The following is a 14,883-nucleotide window of genomic DNA, read 5'->3' as shown; positions in this document are numbered from 1 at the left end:
CGGCACCGGCTGGCACCGGCACCGGCCTACGTGCACAACCCGGCGACCCCTGTCGCCACCCGGTCAGACGATCGTGCGCACCCGCTTCGCGTCCGCCGACTGCGTGAGCAGCTGCTCGCTCGGCGTCGACTCGTCGGACCACCGCAGCAGCGCGCCGACGCCGTCGACGAGCTCGGTGGTCGCGTCCCCGGTGAACGTCACCCCCGCGTCCTGGCCGAGCGCGGCGCGGACGAGTGCGACGGACGCAGGGAAGCGCCGACCCTCGGAGACGCCGAGCGTGTCGAGGTCGCCCTGGTTCGTGGCGAGCTCGAGCGGCTGCCCACCGACCAGCACCTCGCGCTCCTGCAGGCTCGCCAGCGCGCTGTCCGCCAGGACCAGCTCGGCGACCTGACCCCGGCGCAGGACCTCGACCACGTCGTCGAGCGACGTCACCGCGCCGTCGCCCCGCCCGAGCGACTGACCGAACCGGTCGAGGACCCGCTGCCGGCGCTGCTCGCGGAACGTGTCGACCGCGGCCCGCACGCGCGCCGCGAACGCCTCGGCCTTCGCGCCCTCACCGCGGCTGCCGCCGGTGACCTCCACGGCGACCTCGCGCACGTGCTGGCCCGTCTTCTCGCACACCAGCGCGACCGCCCGCACGTCGCCCGTGAGGACGACGAGCTCGGGCGCCCGTTCGGCGACCCTCTTGTCGAGGTACGCGGCGACCGCCTCGGCGTTGCGCTCCCAGGAGTCCTCGGCACGCGTCTGGCTGCGGCGCGACAGCCCGCCCTCGCGGGTCTTGTGCACGTCGTCGTGCCCACCCTCGACGCTCTCCCGCGCCGGCTCGTCGGGCGTCGACGCCGCGCGTGCCCCACCCGCGGACTTCCAGGTCAGGTCGGCGCCCGAGCGGTCGATCGCGACGACGAGCAGGTCGACCGCCTCGTCGGCGGCCCGCACCGCGGCCACCAGGTCGGGGACGGGTCCGTAGACGGCGACGGTCTGCGCCGGCGGCTCGGAGACGACGCGGTCGACGACGACACCGTCGACATCCGCAACCACGACCCGCCCGTGCGGACCACGCACCCCTGTGGGCACGGTGACGAGGTCCTCGATCTCGTCGAGCACGGACGTGGACGCACCGTCACGCTCGAGCGTGCGCCGCGCTGCCCGCCACCGGTCCGCCGCCTCCGACTCCCCCGCCGACTCGGCTCTCGTCGCGTCGAGGAACACGGTGGTGAACGGCGACGTGCGGCCGAGCAGCGGCTTGAGCCAGTGCAGGTCCATGCGGCAACCTCCCCCGGTCCACGACGTGGACCTTGCGGCGGGCGTGCCCGGGAGACGCGCGCGATCCGCCGCGCCGCCCGAGCCTCGCTTGACCATTCCTAACCAACCGCACGAACGCGTGCCACGCCACCCCAGGCGGGCACCCGACACCGCTGCTCCCGACGCCGCTGCTCCCGACGCCGCGAGCGTCGCGCGCTGCGGTCAGGCCTCGGTGCCGTGGTCCTGCGCGAGCGCCTCGTGGTGGCGGATGACCTCGGCCACGATGAACTCCAGGAACTTCTCGGCGAAGACCGGGTCGAGATCGGCCTGGTGCGCGAGCTCGCGCAGGCGGTTGACCTGCCGTTCCTCGCGGCCCGGGTCCGAGGGCGGCAGGCCCCGCTGGGCCTTGAGGACGCCGACCTGCTTGGTCGCCTTGAACCGCTCGGCGAGCAGGTAGACGAGCGCGGCGTCGATGTTGTCGATGCTGTGCCGCAGGCGCGCCAGCTCGGGCGGGATGCCTGCGGGCTCCTGCGTCGCGGGCACCGGCGGGTGGGGCACGTCCTGGTCGGTCACGGACGCGATCCTAGGTCGCCGACGAGCGCGTCAGGCGCTCTTCTCGCGCGGCGGACGCTTCTCCCGCGGCACGAGCGTGGGGTTGACGTTCTCGAGCACCACCTCGCGCGTGATGAGCACGCGCGCCACGTCGTCGCGACTGGGCACCTCGAACATCACCTGCTGCAGGACCTCTTCCATGATGGCCCGCAGCCCGCGCGCGCCGGTTCCGCGCAGGAGCGCCTGGTCGGCGATCGCGGCCACGGCGCCGTCGTCGAAGTCGAGCTCGACCCCGTCGATCTCGAACATCCGCTGGTACTGCTTGACGAGCGCGTTGCGCGGCTCCGTCAGGATGCGCACCAGAGCGTCCTGGTCCAGGCGTCCCACGGCGGCGACCACGGGCAGACGCCCGATGAACTCCGGGATGAGCCCGTACTTCTGCAGGTCCTCGGGACGGACCTCGGAGAACAGGTCGCCCTCCTCGTGCGCGTCCACCAGGGGGGCGCCGAACCCGACCACGCGCTTGCGCGCACGCGCCGCGATGATGTCGTCGAGGCCCGCGAACGCACCCGCGACGATGAACAGCACGTTCCCGGTGTCGATCTGGATGAACTCCTGGTGCGGGTGCTTGCGCCCGCCCTGGGGCGGGACCGAGGCCGTGGTGCCCTCGATGATCTTCAGCAGCGCCTGCTGCACACCCTCGCCGGAGACGTCGCGCGTGATCGACGGGTTCTCGCTCTTGCGCGCGATCTTGTCGATCTCGTCGATGTAGATGATGCCCTGCTCGGCCTTCTTGACGTCGTAGTCCGCAGCCTGGATGAGCTTGAGCAGGATGTTCTCGACGTCCTCACCGACGTAGCCGGCCTCCGTCAGCGCGGTGGCGTCGGCGATCGCGAACGGCACGTTGAGCATGCGCGCGAGCGTCTGGGCGAGGTACGTCTTGCCGGTCCCCGTGGGCCCGACCAGCAGGATGTTGGACTTGGCGATCTCGACCTGGTCGTCGGCGTTGCGCACGCCCTCGCCGGCCTGGATCCGCTTGTAGTGGTTGTAGACCGCGACGGACAGGGCCTTCTTGGCGGAGTCCTGGCCGATGATGTACTGCTCGAGGAAGTCGAAGATCTCGCGGGGCTTCGGCAGCTCCACCAGGCCGGTCTCGTTGGCCTCGGCGAGCTCCTCCTCGATGATCTCGTTGCACAGCTCGATGCACTCGTCGCAGATGTAGACGCCGGGCCCGGCGATGAGCTTCTTGACCTGCTTCTGGGACTTGCCGCAGAAAGAGCACTTGAGCAGGTCGGCGCCGTCTCCGATCCGAGCCACGTCTCGTCCCTTCCTCGCGCCCCGCCGCCGTGAGCGGCCTGCGTCCTTGCCTGGAAACTGCGCTTGATCCTGCGTCCGGCCGGGACGTCCCGGCCGACCCGGCGCCTCGACGCCGGTCCTCCATTGGACACTACGCCGCGCCCCGTGTCAGGCGTACCCCGCCCCGTGTCGCGGCGTGTCCTGCCTCGTCCGGGCCAATTCGCCCGCCCGAAACGTTTCGGTTGCCCGGGCCTGGGCTAACGGTCGGCTTTGCGGGTCCGCCGCTGCCCCTTCTGAGCCCCGTCGGACGACGACGGGCGCTCGAGGACGACAGTCCTCGCGCGCCCGTCGCGGTGCCCGGTCAGGCGGTGGGCTCGACCACCGTCGGGCGCACGCCCTTGCGGCTCGCGAGCACCTGGTCGACGAGGCCGTACTCGAGCGCCTGCTTCGCGGTGAGGATCTTGTCGCGCTCGATGTCCTGGCGCACAAGCTCGAGGTCACGCCCCGTGTGGTGCGCGATGGTCTCCTCGAGCCACTCCCGCATGCGGATGAGCTCGTTCGCGTGGATCTCGATGTCGGACGCCTGCGCGTAGCCGCCACCCTCCATCGCGGGCTGGTGGATCAGGACGCGCGCGTTCGGCAGTGCCAGGCGCTTGCCCGGCGTCCCCGCGGCGAGCAGCACGGCCGCGGCCGACGCAGCCTGCCCGAGGCAGACCGTGGCGATGTGCGGCTTGATGTACTGCATCGTGTCGTAGATCGCCGTGAGCGCCGTGAACGAGCCCCCGGGCGAGTTGATGTACAGCGTGATGTCGCGGTCCGGGTCGGTGCTCTCGAGCACCAGGAGCTGGGCCATGACGTCGTCGGCCGAGGCGTCGTCCACCTGCACGCCGAGGAAGATGATGCGGTCCTCGAACAGCTTGGTGTACGGGTCCTGGCGCTTGAAGCCGTAGGCCGTGCGCTCCTCGAACTGCGGCAGCACGTAACGGGCGGAGGGCGCGGCCACGGCCGGACGACCGAAGCCGCCCGCCAGCGCGCCCGCGCGGGCGATGAACTGGGACTCGGTGCTCACAGGTTCTCCTCGAGGTCAGAAGGTCGACACGCCGTCGCCGGCGCAGCTCAACAAGCTCAGGCGGTGCCGCCGCGGCCCGTCACCGAGCTCGCAGCCTCGACGACGTGGTCGATGAAGCCGTACTCGAGGGCCTCGGGTGCGGTGAACCAGCGGTCGCGGTCCGCGTCGGAGTTGATCTGCTCGAGCGACTTGCCCGTCTGCGCGGCGGTCAGCTCGGCGAGCACGTTCTTCATGTGCAGGATCAGCTGCGCGTTGATGCGCACATCCGTGGCGGTGCCGCCGATGCCGCCCGAGGGCTGGTGCATCATCACGCGGGCGTGGGGCGTCGCGTAGCGCTTGCCCTTGGCCCCCGACGAGAGCAGGAACTGCCCCATCGAGGCCGCCATGCCCATCGCGATCGTCGCGACGTCCGGCTTGATGTACTGCATGGTGTCGTAGATCGCCATGCCCGCCGTGATCGAGCCACCGGGCGAGTTGATGTACAGCCAGATGTCCTTGTCGGGGTCCTCCGCCGCGAGCAGCATCATCTGCGCGCAGATCGCGTTCGCGTTCTCGTCGCGCACCTCGGAGCCGAGCCAGATGATCCGCTCGCGCAGCAGCCGGTTGTAGATGTGGTCGTTCAGGCCGAGTCCCGGGGAGTCGGCCCGGGCGATGGCCGGGAAGTCGTTCACGAAGGCTCCTTGATCTGAGCGGGGTCCTTGCGTCGCTGTGACACTAACGCGCGCGCCGCCCTCCTCAGGCCCGCGCAGGGCCCGTTTTCGCTGACGGCGCAGTCCAGGGGTCACCCTGGCCTCCGGGCCCCGTGCCGGACCCCGACGACGACGAGGGCCCCGGACACCGGAAGCCGGTGGCGGGGCCCTGCGACGTGCTGGTGGCGCGAGCGGCTGAGCCGATCAGGCCGTGTGCCGGTCAGGCCGTGGCGTCGACCGCCGCGTCGGCGACAGCCGCGGCCGCGGCCGCGTCGTCCTGCGAGTCGGCCGCGTCGTCCGCGTCGGTGCCGATGAAGTCCGACAGGTCGACGGCCGTACCCGACGGGTCGGTGACCTTGACCTGGCGCAGCGCGACGGCGATCGACTTCGAGCGCGCGACCTCGGCGACCATCGCCGGGATCTGACCACCTTCGTCGAGCGTCTTGATGAACGTGTTCGGGTCCATGCCGTACTGGCGCGAGGCCTGCACGAGGTACTCGACGAGCTCCTGCTGCGAGACCTTGACCTCGAGCTGCTCGGCGAGCGTGTCGAGCAGGATCTGGTTGCGCAGCGCGGTCTGCGCCTGCTCCGTCACCTCGGCGCGGTGCTCGTCGTCCTCGAGGCGGCCTTCGGACTCGAGGTGGCGGTGCACCTCGGCCTCGACGACGCCCGACGGCACGGGGATCTCGGTGGCCGCGACGAGCTTCTCGACGAGCAGGTCGCGGGCCTGGACGGCCTGGTTCGAGACCTTGGTGCGGGCGGCCTGCTCGCGCAGGTCCTCCTTGAGCTCGTCGAGCGTGTCGAACTCCGAGGCGAGCTGCGCGAAGTCGTCGTCCGCGTCGGGCAGCTGGCGCTCCTTGACGGTGGTCGCGTTGACCGTGACCAGCGCCTTCTCGCCCGCGTGCTCGCCGCCGGCCAGCTCGGTCTCGAACGTGGTGGTCTCGCCGGCCGACAGGCCCGTGAGCGCCTCGTCGAGGCCCTCGAGCATGTTGCCCGAGCCGATCTGGTAGCTGACGCCGGAGACCGAGTCGACCTCCTCGTCGCCGATCTTCGCGACGAGGTCGATCACGACGAAGTTGCCGGCCGCGGCCGGGGCGTCGATGCCCACGAGCGTGCCGAACCGCTCGCGCAGCGCGTCCAGGCGACCCTCGAGGTCCTCGTCCGTGACCTCGACGCCGTCGACCTCGAGGGCGATCTCGGACAGCGCGGGGACCGTGATCTCGGGACGGATCTCGACCTCGGCGGAGAAGTGCAGCTCGCCCTCCTCCTCGCCGGCGACGAGACCGGGCACCTTCGTGACCTCGACCTCGGGCTGACCCAGCGGGCGCAGCTTGTTCTCGCGGACCGCCTCGGCGTAGAAGCTGCCCAGGCCCTCGTTGACCGCGTGCTCGATGACGGCCGGACGACCGACGCGCTGGTCGATGATGCGCGGCGGCACCTTGCCCTTGCGGAAGCCGGGGACCGTCACCTGCTCCGCGATGTGCTCGTAGGCGTGCGCGATGCTCGGCCGGAGCTCGTCGTACGTCACCTCGACGGTCAGCTTGACCTTCGTCGGCTCCAGGGTCTCGACGGCGCTCTTCACTTCGATGCTCTCCAACTGATCGGAATGGTTCGCCGTTTCCCGGCGGCGTGCGAGGCGCTGCGCGGCGTCGGGCTCAGGAGGCTCTCGGCGCGCACGGGCGACCCTCGATGGTACGCCACGGCCGGGATCGCGGACGAATCACCGGGAGGCGCCGGGACGCCCCCGGCGCGGACCCACCGGTTTCGGGACACCGTGCACCAGCCGGTACCCTGACGTCGCCGGCCGCGCCTTCGCGGCCCGTGCGGACGTAGCTCAATGGTAGAGCCCCAGTCTTCCAAACTGGCTACGCGGGTTCGATTCCCGTCGTCCGCTCCATCCGTCCACCGCGCGTGGTCCCCGCCGTCCGGTCGCGGGGATCGACGCGTCACTCCACAGGCTGCAGAACGATCCCGAGCTCGGAGTCGTGCGTCGTCACCGCGAGCGGCACCGAGATGCCCTCGATGGGACCGGCCAGCCACGCATCCCGGACCAGGCGCAGGAATGCGACGTGGACCAGCAGCTCCGCGACGCTCGTGGCGGTCTCGACGTCGGCGGACCGGGGCGCGTGCTCGCCGACATAGCGCTCGAAGGACCCCTGCATGGAGGCCCAGCCGCGCAGGGTCAGGTCCTCGCGGTAGTGCAGCGGGACGTCAGCCGGGCCGTCGTCCAAGGCCTCGAAGTCGTCGATCGGCGCCGACCACGCCTCCAGGGCCGCCGACCAGTGATCCGTGTTGAGGGTGTAGCCGTTCATCTCGGTGTAGAGGGCGGGGTACTCGCCGCCGAGGGTCGTCAGGAGCCCGGCGCAGCGCTGCAACCAGCGCCGGACCTCGTCGGGCGAGTTGGTGAACCCTCCGCGCGCAGCCCGGGTGAACCCGTCGACGCCGGTCTCGCGGAGCTTCTCGGCGAGGCGTTCGCACGCGACGTCCAAGTCGCCCGACTCGACCCACCGACGAACGTCACCCACCAGCTCCTCGTCCCACATGCGCACGACCCTAGGGTCCGCGACGCGCTTGGGGGGCGGGGCAGGTGGGCGTCACCCGTCCGGCGGTGCGCCGGCCGCGGGCGACGGGCGCGTCGGTCGCGGCCCACGGGCGCCGCACCGAGCCGGGTGGGCGGCGAAGAACCCGAGGTCAGGCCTGCTCGGCGGGGATGCGGCTCGCCTGGACGAGGGCCCGCGACGCCTCGGCGGCCGCGGGGTCCGCGGCCAGTGCCGGGATGCCTGCGCCGGCGGTCTCGTTCGCGCATTCGACACTCCTGACCTGCCGCGCCGGCGATCCGCGAGCACCCCTCCCACGCGTCTTCCTCGGCGAGCGCGAGCCCGCTCGGCTGCCTATCCTCTCGACTCGTCCAGCAACGGCAGGAGTGCGCGGGACGGAGCCGCTCGGCGCGCACCGGTCCCGCGCGGAGCGAGGTGAGGCGTGCCCGTGCGAGCGGACCTGAGCGAGAACCGGCCCGTCGTGCTGGGCACGAGCCCGGATCCTGACGCGTGGCCGTCCGTCCCGGGGTCGGTGGACGAGGCGCTCGCGCACGTCCGGACCTGGCCGACGGACCTCCTGCCCGGGAACGGCGCCACGACGCGCCTGTGGGAGCTGCTGGCGACGTGCGCTGCGGCCGACGTCGCCGTCGCGCGCGCCGTCGAGCCGCACCTGGACGCGCTGGCGATCCTGAGCCAGGCCGGCACGCCCGACGACGAGCGCCCGCTGCCGACAGCCGCGACGTGGGGCGTGTACGCGGCGGAGATGACCGGGACGCGGCTCGAGGCGAGTCGCGCACCGGACGGGTCGTGGCGGCTCGACGGGACCAAGCCGTGGTGCTCGCTCGCGGACCGGCTCGGGTGCGCGCTCGTCACCGCACGGGTCGGCGGCGGGGACGAGCGTGGACTGTTCGCGGCGGACCTGTCGGCGCCCGGGGTCGTGGCCTCGCGTCAGGGGTGGGTCTCGCGCGGGCTGCGGGAGATCCCCAGCGGCCCGCTCGAGCTGCGTGACGTCCCGGCCACGCTCGTCCGCAGCGGCAGCTGGTACCTGGACCGGCCGGGGTTCTGGTGGGGCGCGATCGGCGTCGCCGCATGCTGGTACGGCGGCGCGGTCGGCGTGGCGCGGCGCGTCCTGCAGCACGCGCGCACGCGGGGCGACGACCCGCTGCTCGCGATGCACGTCGGGGCGATCGACGAGCGCCTCGCGAGCGCGCGCACGAGCCTCGCGGCGGCGGCGCGTGCCGTGGACGCCTCGGGCGCCCGGACGGACCACGGCCGCCGGTCCGAGGACGAGGACGCGCGTGAGGCGGGCCGGGTCCTGGCCAAGCGGGTGCGCGCGGTGGTCGCCCGGACCTGTGAGGACGTGCTGCGCTCGGCGGCCCACGCGCTCGGCCCCGGCCCGCTCACGCAGGAGGAGGCCTACGCCAAGCGCGTCGCAGACCTGCAGGTCTACATCCGTCAGCAGCACGCCGAGCGCGACGACGTCTCGCTCGGCCGCGCGGTGATCGCCCTGCCCGGTCAGCCGTGGTGACGTTCGACGGACGAGCCGCGGGGACGGATCCGCAGGTGTGGGACCCGTGGCTGCGGGGCCTGCACGCGCTGCCGCGTCCCGTCGGCGGGCGGGTCGTCGTGGTGGCCGCCCACCCGGACGACGAGACGCTCGGGGCCGGTGGCCTGCTCGCCGAGCTCGCCGCCGCGGGGCGTCCCGCGCACGTCGTGGTCGTGACCGACGGGGCCGCGTCGCACCCGGGCTCCCCCACCCTCACCCCCGCCGAGCTCGCCGTCCGGCGGGCCGCCGAGGTCACCGACGCGCTCGCGGTGCTCTCGCCCGGCTCGCCCGTCACGCTGCTCGACTACCCCGACGGCGCGACCCGCGAGCACCGCGCGGCGGTCGCGGCCGATGTGCGCGACGTGCTGACTCGGGGTGAACCGGCCGCGCTGGTCGTCGGCCCGTGGCGCGGGGACGGCCATCGGGACCACCGCGTCGTCGGGGAGATCTGTGCCGAGCTCGCCGACGAGCTGGGTGCCGAGCTGCTCGAGTACCCGCTGTGGATGTGGCACTGGGGCACGCCCGAGGACCCCGCGGTGCCGTGGGAGCGCCTGCGGGCGCTGCCGCTCGCCGACCGGTCCGTGGTGCTCAAGAGCCGGGCGGTGGCGCGGCACGTCACCCAGGTCCGGCCGCTGTCCCCCGATCCCGCCGACGCCGCCGTCCTGCACCCGGACTTCGTGCGCACCTTCGACCGGGACGTCGAGGTGTTCGTGACCGCCTCCGCGCCGATGCCGCAGCCGCTCGGTGCGTCGTTCTTCGACGCCAGCTACGCACGACGACCAGACCCGTGGCACCTCGCGTCGCGGTGGTACGAGAGCCGCAAGCGCGCGACCACGCTCGCCGCGCTGCCCCGGGAGCGGTTCGGCGCGGCGCTGGAGATCGGCTGCTCGGTCGGGACGCTCACCGAGCTCCTGGCGGCACGCTGCGACGTGCTCGTCGCGACCGATGTCGCACCCTCGGCCCTGACGTCCGCGAAGGAGCGCACCGCGCACCTGGGCACGGTGCAGTACCTGCAGCACGACCTCGCCGACGGCGTGCCCGGCGGGCCGTACGACCTCGTCGTGCTCTCGGAGGTCGGCTACTACCTCACCCGACCCCAGCTCGCGACGACCGCCCGGCGGCTGCGCGACGCACTCACCGCCGACGGCACCCTCGTCGCGTGCCACTGGCGTCACCCGGTGGCGCAGTACCCGCTGAGCGGCGACGACGTGCACCGCACGCTGGCCGCGGAGCTCGGGCTGACCACGGTGGTCCGGCACGTCGAGGAGGACTTCCTGCTCGACGTGTGGAGCCGCGACCCGCGCTCCGTGGCGCGACGGACGGGCCTGGCGTGACCGGCGGCGCGCTCCCGGTGCTCGACGTCGTCGTCGCGATCCCGGTCCGCGACGAGGAAGCGCTCCTGGGCCGGTGCCTGCAGTCCGTGGTGGTCGCTGCCGACGAGCTCGCACGCGTCAGAGGCCTGCACGCGCGCGTCGTCGTGGTGCTCGACTCGTGCCGCGACGGGTCCGAGGCGGTCGCACGCACGTTCCCGGTGGACGTCAGGTCGATCGACGCGCGCTCGGTGGGTGCCGCACGAGCGCTGGCCGTCGCACGCGGGCTCGCGGGCTCGTCCGTGGCGCGGGACCGCACGTGGATCGCGTGCACCGACGCCGACTCGAAGGTGCCCGCGCACTGGCTGACCAGCCAGGTCGACCTCGCCGACGAGGGTGCCGACGTCGTCGTCGGGACCGTGCGCCCCGACCCGGCCGACCTGTCCGCCGACCAGCTGCGCGCGTGGTCCGCGACCCGCGAGCCCGGCCGGCCCAACGGACACGTGCACGGCGCGAACCTTGGCGTGCGGGCCGACGCCTACGAACGGGTGGGCGGGTTCGGCCTGCAACCCGAGCACGAGGACGTCGACCTCGTGGCGCGCATCCGTGCGTGCGGCGACGCGCGCGTCGTCGCGTCCGACGACGCCGACGTGCTCACGTCCGGACGCCCCGTCGGGCGCACGCCCGGCGGGTACGCGCGGTATGTGCGCACCACCTTGCTGCGCTCGCTCGACGCGTGACCTGGGTCACATGCAGACGGGAGGACTGTGCCACCAAACCCGCACACGAGGGTCTGCTCCGGTGCTCTACTCGTCTCGTCGCTGCGCGCTGCGCGGGGCGACGAACAGGGGGAAGCACATGTCGTCCTTGGTCAAGCGCCTGTCGGGCGCGACGCTGGTGTGCGGTGCGGTACTGACTGCCGCTGCGCTGATCGGCCCGTCCGCGCCCGCCGACGTGGGCCCGCGCCCTTCCACCGCCGAGCAGCTCGAGACGCTCGCCGGGTGGGTGGACGTGACTCCCTCGCCTGAGCTCGACGGCCCCGTGCTCACCGCCGGCACGGTGACCGGCGCTGGAGCCGGGGTTCCCGTGATGGCGATGGCGTGGCCCGACCACGAGGCGCTCGGCCAGCAGCAAGTCGGGGACAGCGTCGAGCTGGTCATGATCGCCGCGACGTTGACCAGGTCGGACGGCAGCTTCGAGCTCGTCGCCGACCCCGTCGCGATCTCGGCACTGACCGGCGGGGGCGAGACGACCGTCGACTTCGACGTGCAGGTCTTCGACACCGGCGCCGGGTTCGCGCAGTGGTCGACCTCAGCGGTGCTGTCGCCTGAGATCGCCGCCGACGACTCGCTCGAGCACCCGCTGGCGGACGACATCACGATCGAGGCCGACGCGCCGCTGACCGTGGACGAGCTCGCCGCTGGTCGGTGACGGGCCCGGCGCCTACCGAGCGCCCGACGTCATGCCACCGCGCGGCGGATCAGGGCGGCGATGGCCTCCTCGACCTCGTCGGTCAGCTCGGTCACGGCGTAGGACGTCGGCCACATCGGGCCGTCGTCGAGCGCCGCGGGCTCCTCGAAGCCCAGGATCGCGTAGCGCGTCTTGAACTTCGCCGCGGCCTTGAAGAAGCACAGCACCTTGCCGTCCTTCGCGTAGGCAGGCATGCCGTACCAGGTGCGCGGCGCCAGGTCGGGCGCCTCGGCACGGACGATCGCGTGGATGCGCTCGGCGATCACGCGGTCGTCGTCGGGCATCTCGGCGATCTTCGCGAGCACCTCGGCCTCGAGGTCCGCGGCCTTGGCGGCCTTGCCCGCGCGGCCGGACTGCGCCTTGAGCTCGGCCGCGCGCTCCTTCATCGCCGCGCGCTCGTCGGCGGTGAACGTGTCGGTGGTGGATCCGGACGTCGACGTCGTGCTGCTCATCGCTGTCTCCTTCGTGGTCCTCGTCGTTGCGACCACGCTACGGACCGGGCACGCGGCGCCGCTTCTCGAATCCTGATCGATCGACTGCGCGCCCGACGAGCGGCGTCCGACCCCGCGCACGAGCGGCGCCTGCCGACAGCACCGACGCGGTGTCGCACCGCCATGGCACGCTGACCGCGCAGGTCACCGCGACACCGGGGAGTGCACGTGATCGAGACCATGGCCGTGGAGGGCTACCGCTCGCTGCGCGAGCTCGTCCTGCCGCTCGGCCGGCTGACGGTCGTGACGGGCGCGAACGGGACCGGCAAGTCCGGCGTCTACCGCGCGCTGCGCCTGCTGGCAGAGTGCGCGCTCGGCGGCGCGGTGGGTGCAGTCGCACGCGAGGGCGGGCTGCGCTCGACGCTGTGGGCGGGACCCGAGCACGGGACGCGGCGCAGGGGCGGCACCGCGCAGGGCACGGTGCGCGCCCGCCCGGTCGCGCTGCGGCTGGGCTTCGCGAGCCCGCAGGAGCTCGGCTACGCGGTGGACCTCGGGCTCCCGCAGGACGGCGGGTCGCCGTTCATGCTCGACCCGGAGATCAAGGTCGAGACGATCTGGTCCGGTCCCCTGCTGCGCCCGGCGACCACGCTCGCGGAGCGCCGCGGTCCTGCCGTGCGCGTCCGGGACGACGAGGGCACGTGGCAACCGGTGGGTGGACGGCTGCGCCCGTACGACTCGATGCTGTCCGAGGTCGTCGACCCGACCGGCGCGCCGGAGGTGGTCGCGGTGCGCGAGCGGCTGCGCGGCTGGCGGTTCTACGACCACCTGCGCACCGACGCCGACGCGCCCGCACGTCAGGTGCGCGTCGGGACCCGGACGACCGCCCTTGCGCACGACGGGCGCGACCTCGCTGCCGCGCTCGAGACGGCTCGCGAGCTCGGGCGCGGTGACGAGATCGACGAGTACGTCGAGCGGGCGTTCCCGGGCGCCCGCGCCGTGGTACGCGCGATCGACGGCCGGTTCGCGCTCGAGCTGCACCGCGAGTCGCTGCTGCGACCGCTCGAGGCCGGCGAGCTGTCCGACGGCACGCTGCGCTACCTGCTGTGGGTCGCGGCGCTGCTGACGCCTCGCCCGCCCGAGCTCATGGTGCTCAACGAGCCGGAGACGAGCCTGCACCCCGAGGTGCTGCCCGCGCTGGCCCAGCTCGTGCGGCGCGCCAGCCGGGACTCGCAGGTGGTCGTCGTGACCCACTCGGACGAGCTGGCCGCCGCCCTGCGCGCCGACGCCCGTGACGGGCTGTCCGCGCGCGACGTCCACGACGTCGCGCTGCTGCTGGAGAACGGCGAGACGGTGGTGGCCGGGTGCGAAGGGCCGCTCGACCAGCCCGCGTGGCAGTGGCCCTCGCGCTGAGCGGCCGCCGCCGCAGCTCACCTGCGTCTGAGGTACCTCAGACGCACCGGGCCGGGCGCCCTCAGGAAGGACTGGTCGATCGCCCGATCCCCCGCACGTCGCCTCAGCACCAGAGTCGAGACCGAGGGTGGCGCACCGGCGGCACCCGTGGGGAGGGAACCGACATGAGCGAGCTGTGGGACATCGAGGCAGAGCTGACCTACCGGCTGCAGCAGGCGGCCACCGACCTGCGTGACGCGCGCTCGCGGACGCGGTCGGGTGGACGTGCGGCCGCGCGGCGGCACGGGCGCTCGCCGGGTGCGGCCGGCCCCGCCGGGACGACGACGAGCGCTGTCCGCCGGGCGTTCGGTGGTGTCACGCGTGGGTGGTCGCTGCGAGGATCGGGGGCATGGTCCGCGGCCCGATGAGCACCCCCTTCGTCGCCCGCTCGGAGCAGGTCGACGTCCTCACGGACGCGCTGCGACGGGCGGGCTCCGGCGTGCCCGGCGCGGTTCTGCTCGCCGGGGATGCGGGCGTCGGGAAGTCGGCACTGCTGCGTCACCTGGCCAGCACGACGAGCGACGCGACGGTCGTCGTGACGCACTGCGTCGAGCTCGGCGAGATCGGCCTGCCGTACCTGCCGTTCGCCGAGGCCGTCTCACGCCTGCGCGAGATCGACCCGGACGCGGTCGCCGCGACGCTCGACGGCGCCCTGCGCTCGGGCGCCTCGTGCGCGGGTCCGGGGACTCGGGCGCGGACGACGGCGACCAGCTCCAGCTGTTCGAGGGTCTCGCCGAGCTGTTCGCCGCCGTCGGGCGTCCCGGGCGGCCGCTGCTCGTGGCCGTCGAGGACGCGCACTGGGCCGATGCGTCGAGCCGCGACGTGCTGCGCTTCCTCGTCGCGCGCCTGGCTCGCGAGCACGTGCTCCTCGTCATCTCCTACCGCACCGACGACCTGCACCGTCGGCACCCGTGGCGGCCGGTGGCGGCCGAGCTGGCCCGCCACCCGCGCGTGACGCGCGTCGAGCTGCCGCCGTTCACCGCCGACGAGGTCGCGCAGTTCGCCGCGGCGCTCACAGGCCACGCGGTCGCCGAGCAGGTCGTCCGGAGCGTCACGGAGCGCTCGGGTGGCAACGCGTACTTCGCGCAGGAGCTGCTCGAGTCCGCGGACGGCGACGCGCTGCCCGGCTCGCTCGCGGACGTGCTGCGCGCGCGCATCGAGCAGGTCGACCCGCAGGTCCAGCAGCTCGCACGCGTGGCCGCGGTCGCGGGACGGCGCGTCGCCGAACCCGTGCTGCGCGCCGCCGCCCGCGTCGCCTCCCCCGAGCTCGACGTCGACGGGGCGCTGCGCGA

General features: G+C 73.3%; 14 protein-coding genes, 1 tRNA gene and 1 pseudogene. 8 read left to right on the top strand and 8 right to left on the bottom strand.

From position 1 onward, the window contains the following. Nucleotides 1-63 precede the first annotated feature (63 nt). From CGE01nite_RS02590 to tig, 6 genes are all read right to left on the bottom strand, one after another. Nucleotides 64-1,263 (bottom strand): baeRF2 domain-containing protein, encoded by a 1,200-nt coding sequence (locus CGE01nite_RS02590; protein WP_141368779.1) that lies wholly within the window; start codon nt 1,261-1,263, stop codon nt 64-66. Nucleotides 1,264-1,464: 201 nt separating this feature from the next. Further along, nucleotides 1,465-1,800: a chorismate mutase gene (locus CGE01nite_RS02585; protein ID WP_369796491.1), complete on the bottom strand. Its 336-nt coding sequence runs from the start codon at nt 1,798-1,800 to the stop codon at nt 1,465-1,467. Between the two features lie 45 nt (nt 1,801-1,845). Further along, on the bottom strand, nt 1,846-3,111 hold the full coding sequence (gene clpX, locus CGE01nite_RS02580) for an ATP-dependent Clp protease ATP-binding subunit ClpX (protein WP_048342248.1): 1,266 nt from the start codon (nt 3,109-3,111) through the stop codon (nt 1,846-1,848). 340 nt (nt 3,112-3,451) lie between these two features. Next, entirely contained in the window at nt 3,452-4,159 is a 708-nt protein-coding gene (locus CGE01nite_RS02575) for an ATP-dependent Clp protease proteolytic subunit (protein WP_048342247.1), read from the bottom strand. Between the two features lie 56 nt (nt 4,160-4,215). Then, a complete protein-coding gene (locus CGE01nite_RS02570) occupies nt 4,216-4,830 on the bottom strand; it encodes an ATP-dependent Clp protease proteolytic subunit (RefSeq protein ID WP_048342246.1) in 615 nt (204 codons plus the stop codon). A 238-nt stretch (nt 4,831-5,068) separates the two neighbouring features. Further along, nucleotides 5,069-6,430, bottom strand: coding sequence for a trigger factor (tig, locus tag CGE01nite_RS02565; protein WP_141368777.1), 1,362 nt, complete (start codon nt 6,428-6,430; stop codon nt 5,069-5,071). A gap of 241 nt (nt 6,431-6,671) precedes the next feature. On the opposite strand from tig, the gene CGE01nite_RS02560 reads away from it, so the two are divergent. Continuing rightward, a tRNA-Gly gene (locus tag CGE01nite_RS02560) sits at nt 6,672-6,745 on the top strand. Nucleotides 6,746-6,794: 49 nt separating this feature from the next. Here the strand turns inward: CGE01nite_RS02560 and CGE01nite_RS02555 are convergent. Beyond that, a complete protein-coding gene (locus CGE01nite_RS02555) occupies nt 6,795-7,391 on the bottom strand; it encodes a hypothetical protein (RefSeq protein ID WP_141368775.1) in 597 nt (198 codons plus the stop codon). Between the two features lie 436 nt (nt 7,392-7,827). On the opposite strand from CGE01nite_RS02555, the gene CGE01nite_RS02550 reads away from it, so the two are divergent. The 4 genes from CGE01nite_RS02550 (at nt 7,828) to CGE01nite_RS16855 (ending at nt 11,672) form a co-directional block, all read left to right on the top strand. Next, nucleotides 7,828-8,913 carry an acyl-CoA dehydrogenase family protein gene (locus CGE01nite_RS02550; RefSeq protein WP_229747448.1) on the top strand — a complete coding sequence of 362 codons (1,086 nt, stop codon included), beginning with the start codon at nt 7,828-7,830 and terminating at the stop codon, nt 8,911-8,913. A gap of 35 nt (nt 8,914-8,948) precedes the next feature. Continuing rightward, nucleotides 8,949-10,265 (top strand): bifunctional PIG-L family deacetylase/class I SAM-dependent methyltransferase, encoded by a 1,317-nt coding sequence (locus CGE01nite_RS02545; RefSeq protein ID WP_170210871.1) that lies wholly within the window; start codon nt 8,949-8,951, stop codon nt 10,263-10,265. Continuing rightward, nucleotides 10,262-10,981, top strand: a complete 720-nt coding sequence (locus CGE01nite_RS02540) for a glycosyltransferase family 2 protein (RefSeq protein ID WP_048342281.1) — start codon at nt 10,262-10,264, stop codon at nt 10,979-10,981. The genes CGE01nite_RS02545 and CGE01nite_RS02540 overlap by 4 nt, the downstream gene beginning before the upstream one ends. Before the next feature lie 118 nt (nt 10,982-11,099). Continuing rightward, a complete protein-coding gene (locus tag CGE01nite_RS16855; protein WP_170210870.1) occupies nt 11,100-11,672 on the top strand; it encodes a hypothetical protein in 573 nt (190 codons plus the stop codon). Between the two features lie 29 nt (nt 11,673-11,701). Here the strand turns inward: CGE01nite_RS16855 and CGE01nite_RS02530 are convergent, their stop codons facing one another. Continuing rightward, complete coding sequence (locus tag CGE01nite_RS02530; RefSeq protein WP_141368769.1) at nt 11,702-12,163, bottom strand: iron chaperone; 462 nt, start codon at nt 12,161-12,163, stop codon at nt 11,702-11,704. 207 nt (nt 12,164-12,370) lie between these two features. Here CGE01nite_RS02530 and CGE01nite_RS02525 point away from each other — a divergent pair, with 207 nt between their 5' ends. From CGE01nite_RS02525 to CGE01nite_RS17530, 3 genes and pseudogenes are all read left to right on the top strand, one after another. After that, the gene (locus CGE01nite_RS02525; protein ID WP_141368767.1) at nt 12,371-13,552 is read left to right on the top strand and encodes an AAA family ATPase; all 1,182 of its coding nucleotides are present in this window, start codon (nt 12,371-12,373) and stop codon (nt 13,550-13,552) included. 164 nt (nt 13,553-13,716) lie between these two features. Continuing rightward, nucleotides 13,717-13,959 (top strand): hypothetical protein, encoded by a 243-nt coding sequence (locus CGE01nite_RS16850; RefSeq protein ID WP_170210869.1) that lies wholly within the window; start codon nt 13,717-13,719, stop codon nt 13,957-13,959. Next, nucleotides 13,941-14,404, top strand: a pseudogene (locus tag CGE01nite_RS17530) (ATP-binding protein); the annotation flags it as partial. The gene CGE01nite_RS16850 and the pseudogene CGE01nite_RS17530, both read left to right, overlap by 19 nt. Nucleotides 14,405-14,883: the final 479 nt, after the last annotated feature.

The organism is Cellulomonas gelida, from assembly GCF_006538725.1.
Lineage (GTDB): Bacteria > Actinomycetota > Actinomycetes > Actinomycetales > Cellulomonadaceae > Cellulomonas > Cellulomonas gelida.
Note: the sequence above shows the minus strand (reverse complement) of the source record. Positions and strands in the feature narration are given on the sequence as shown.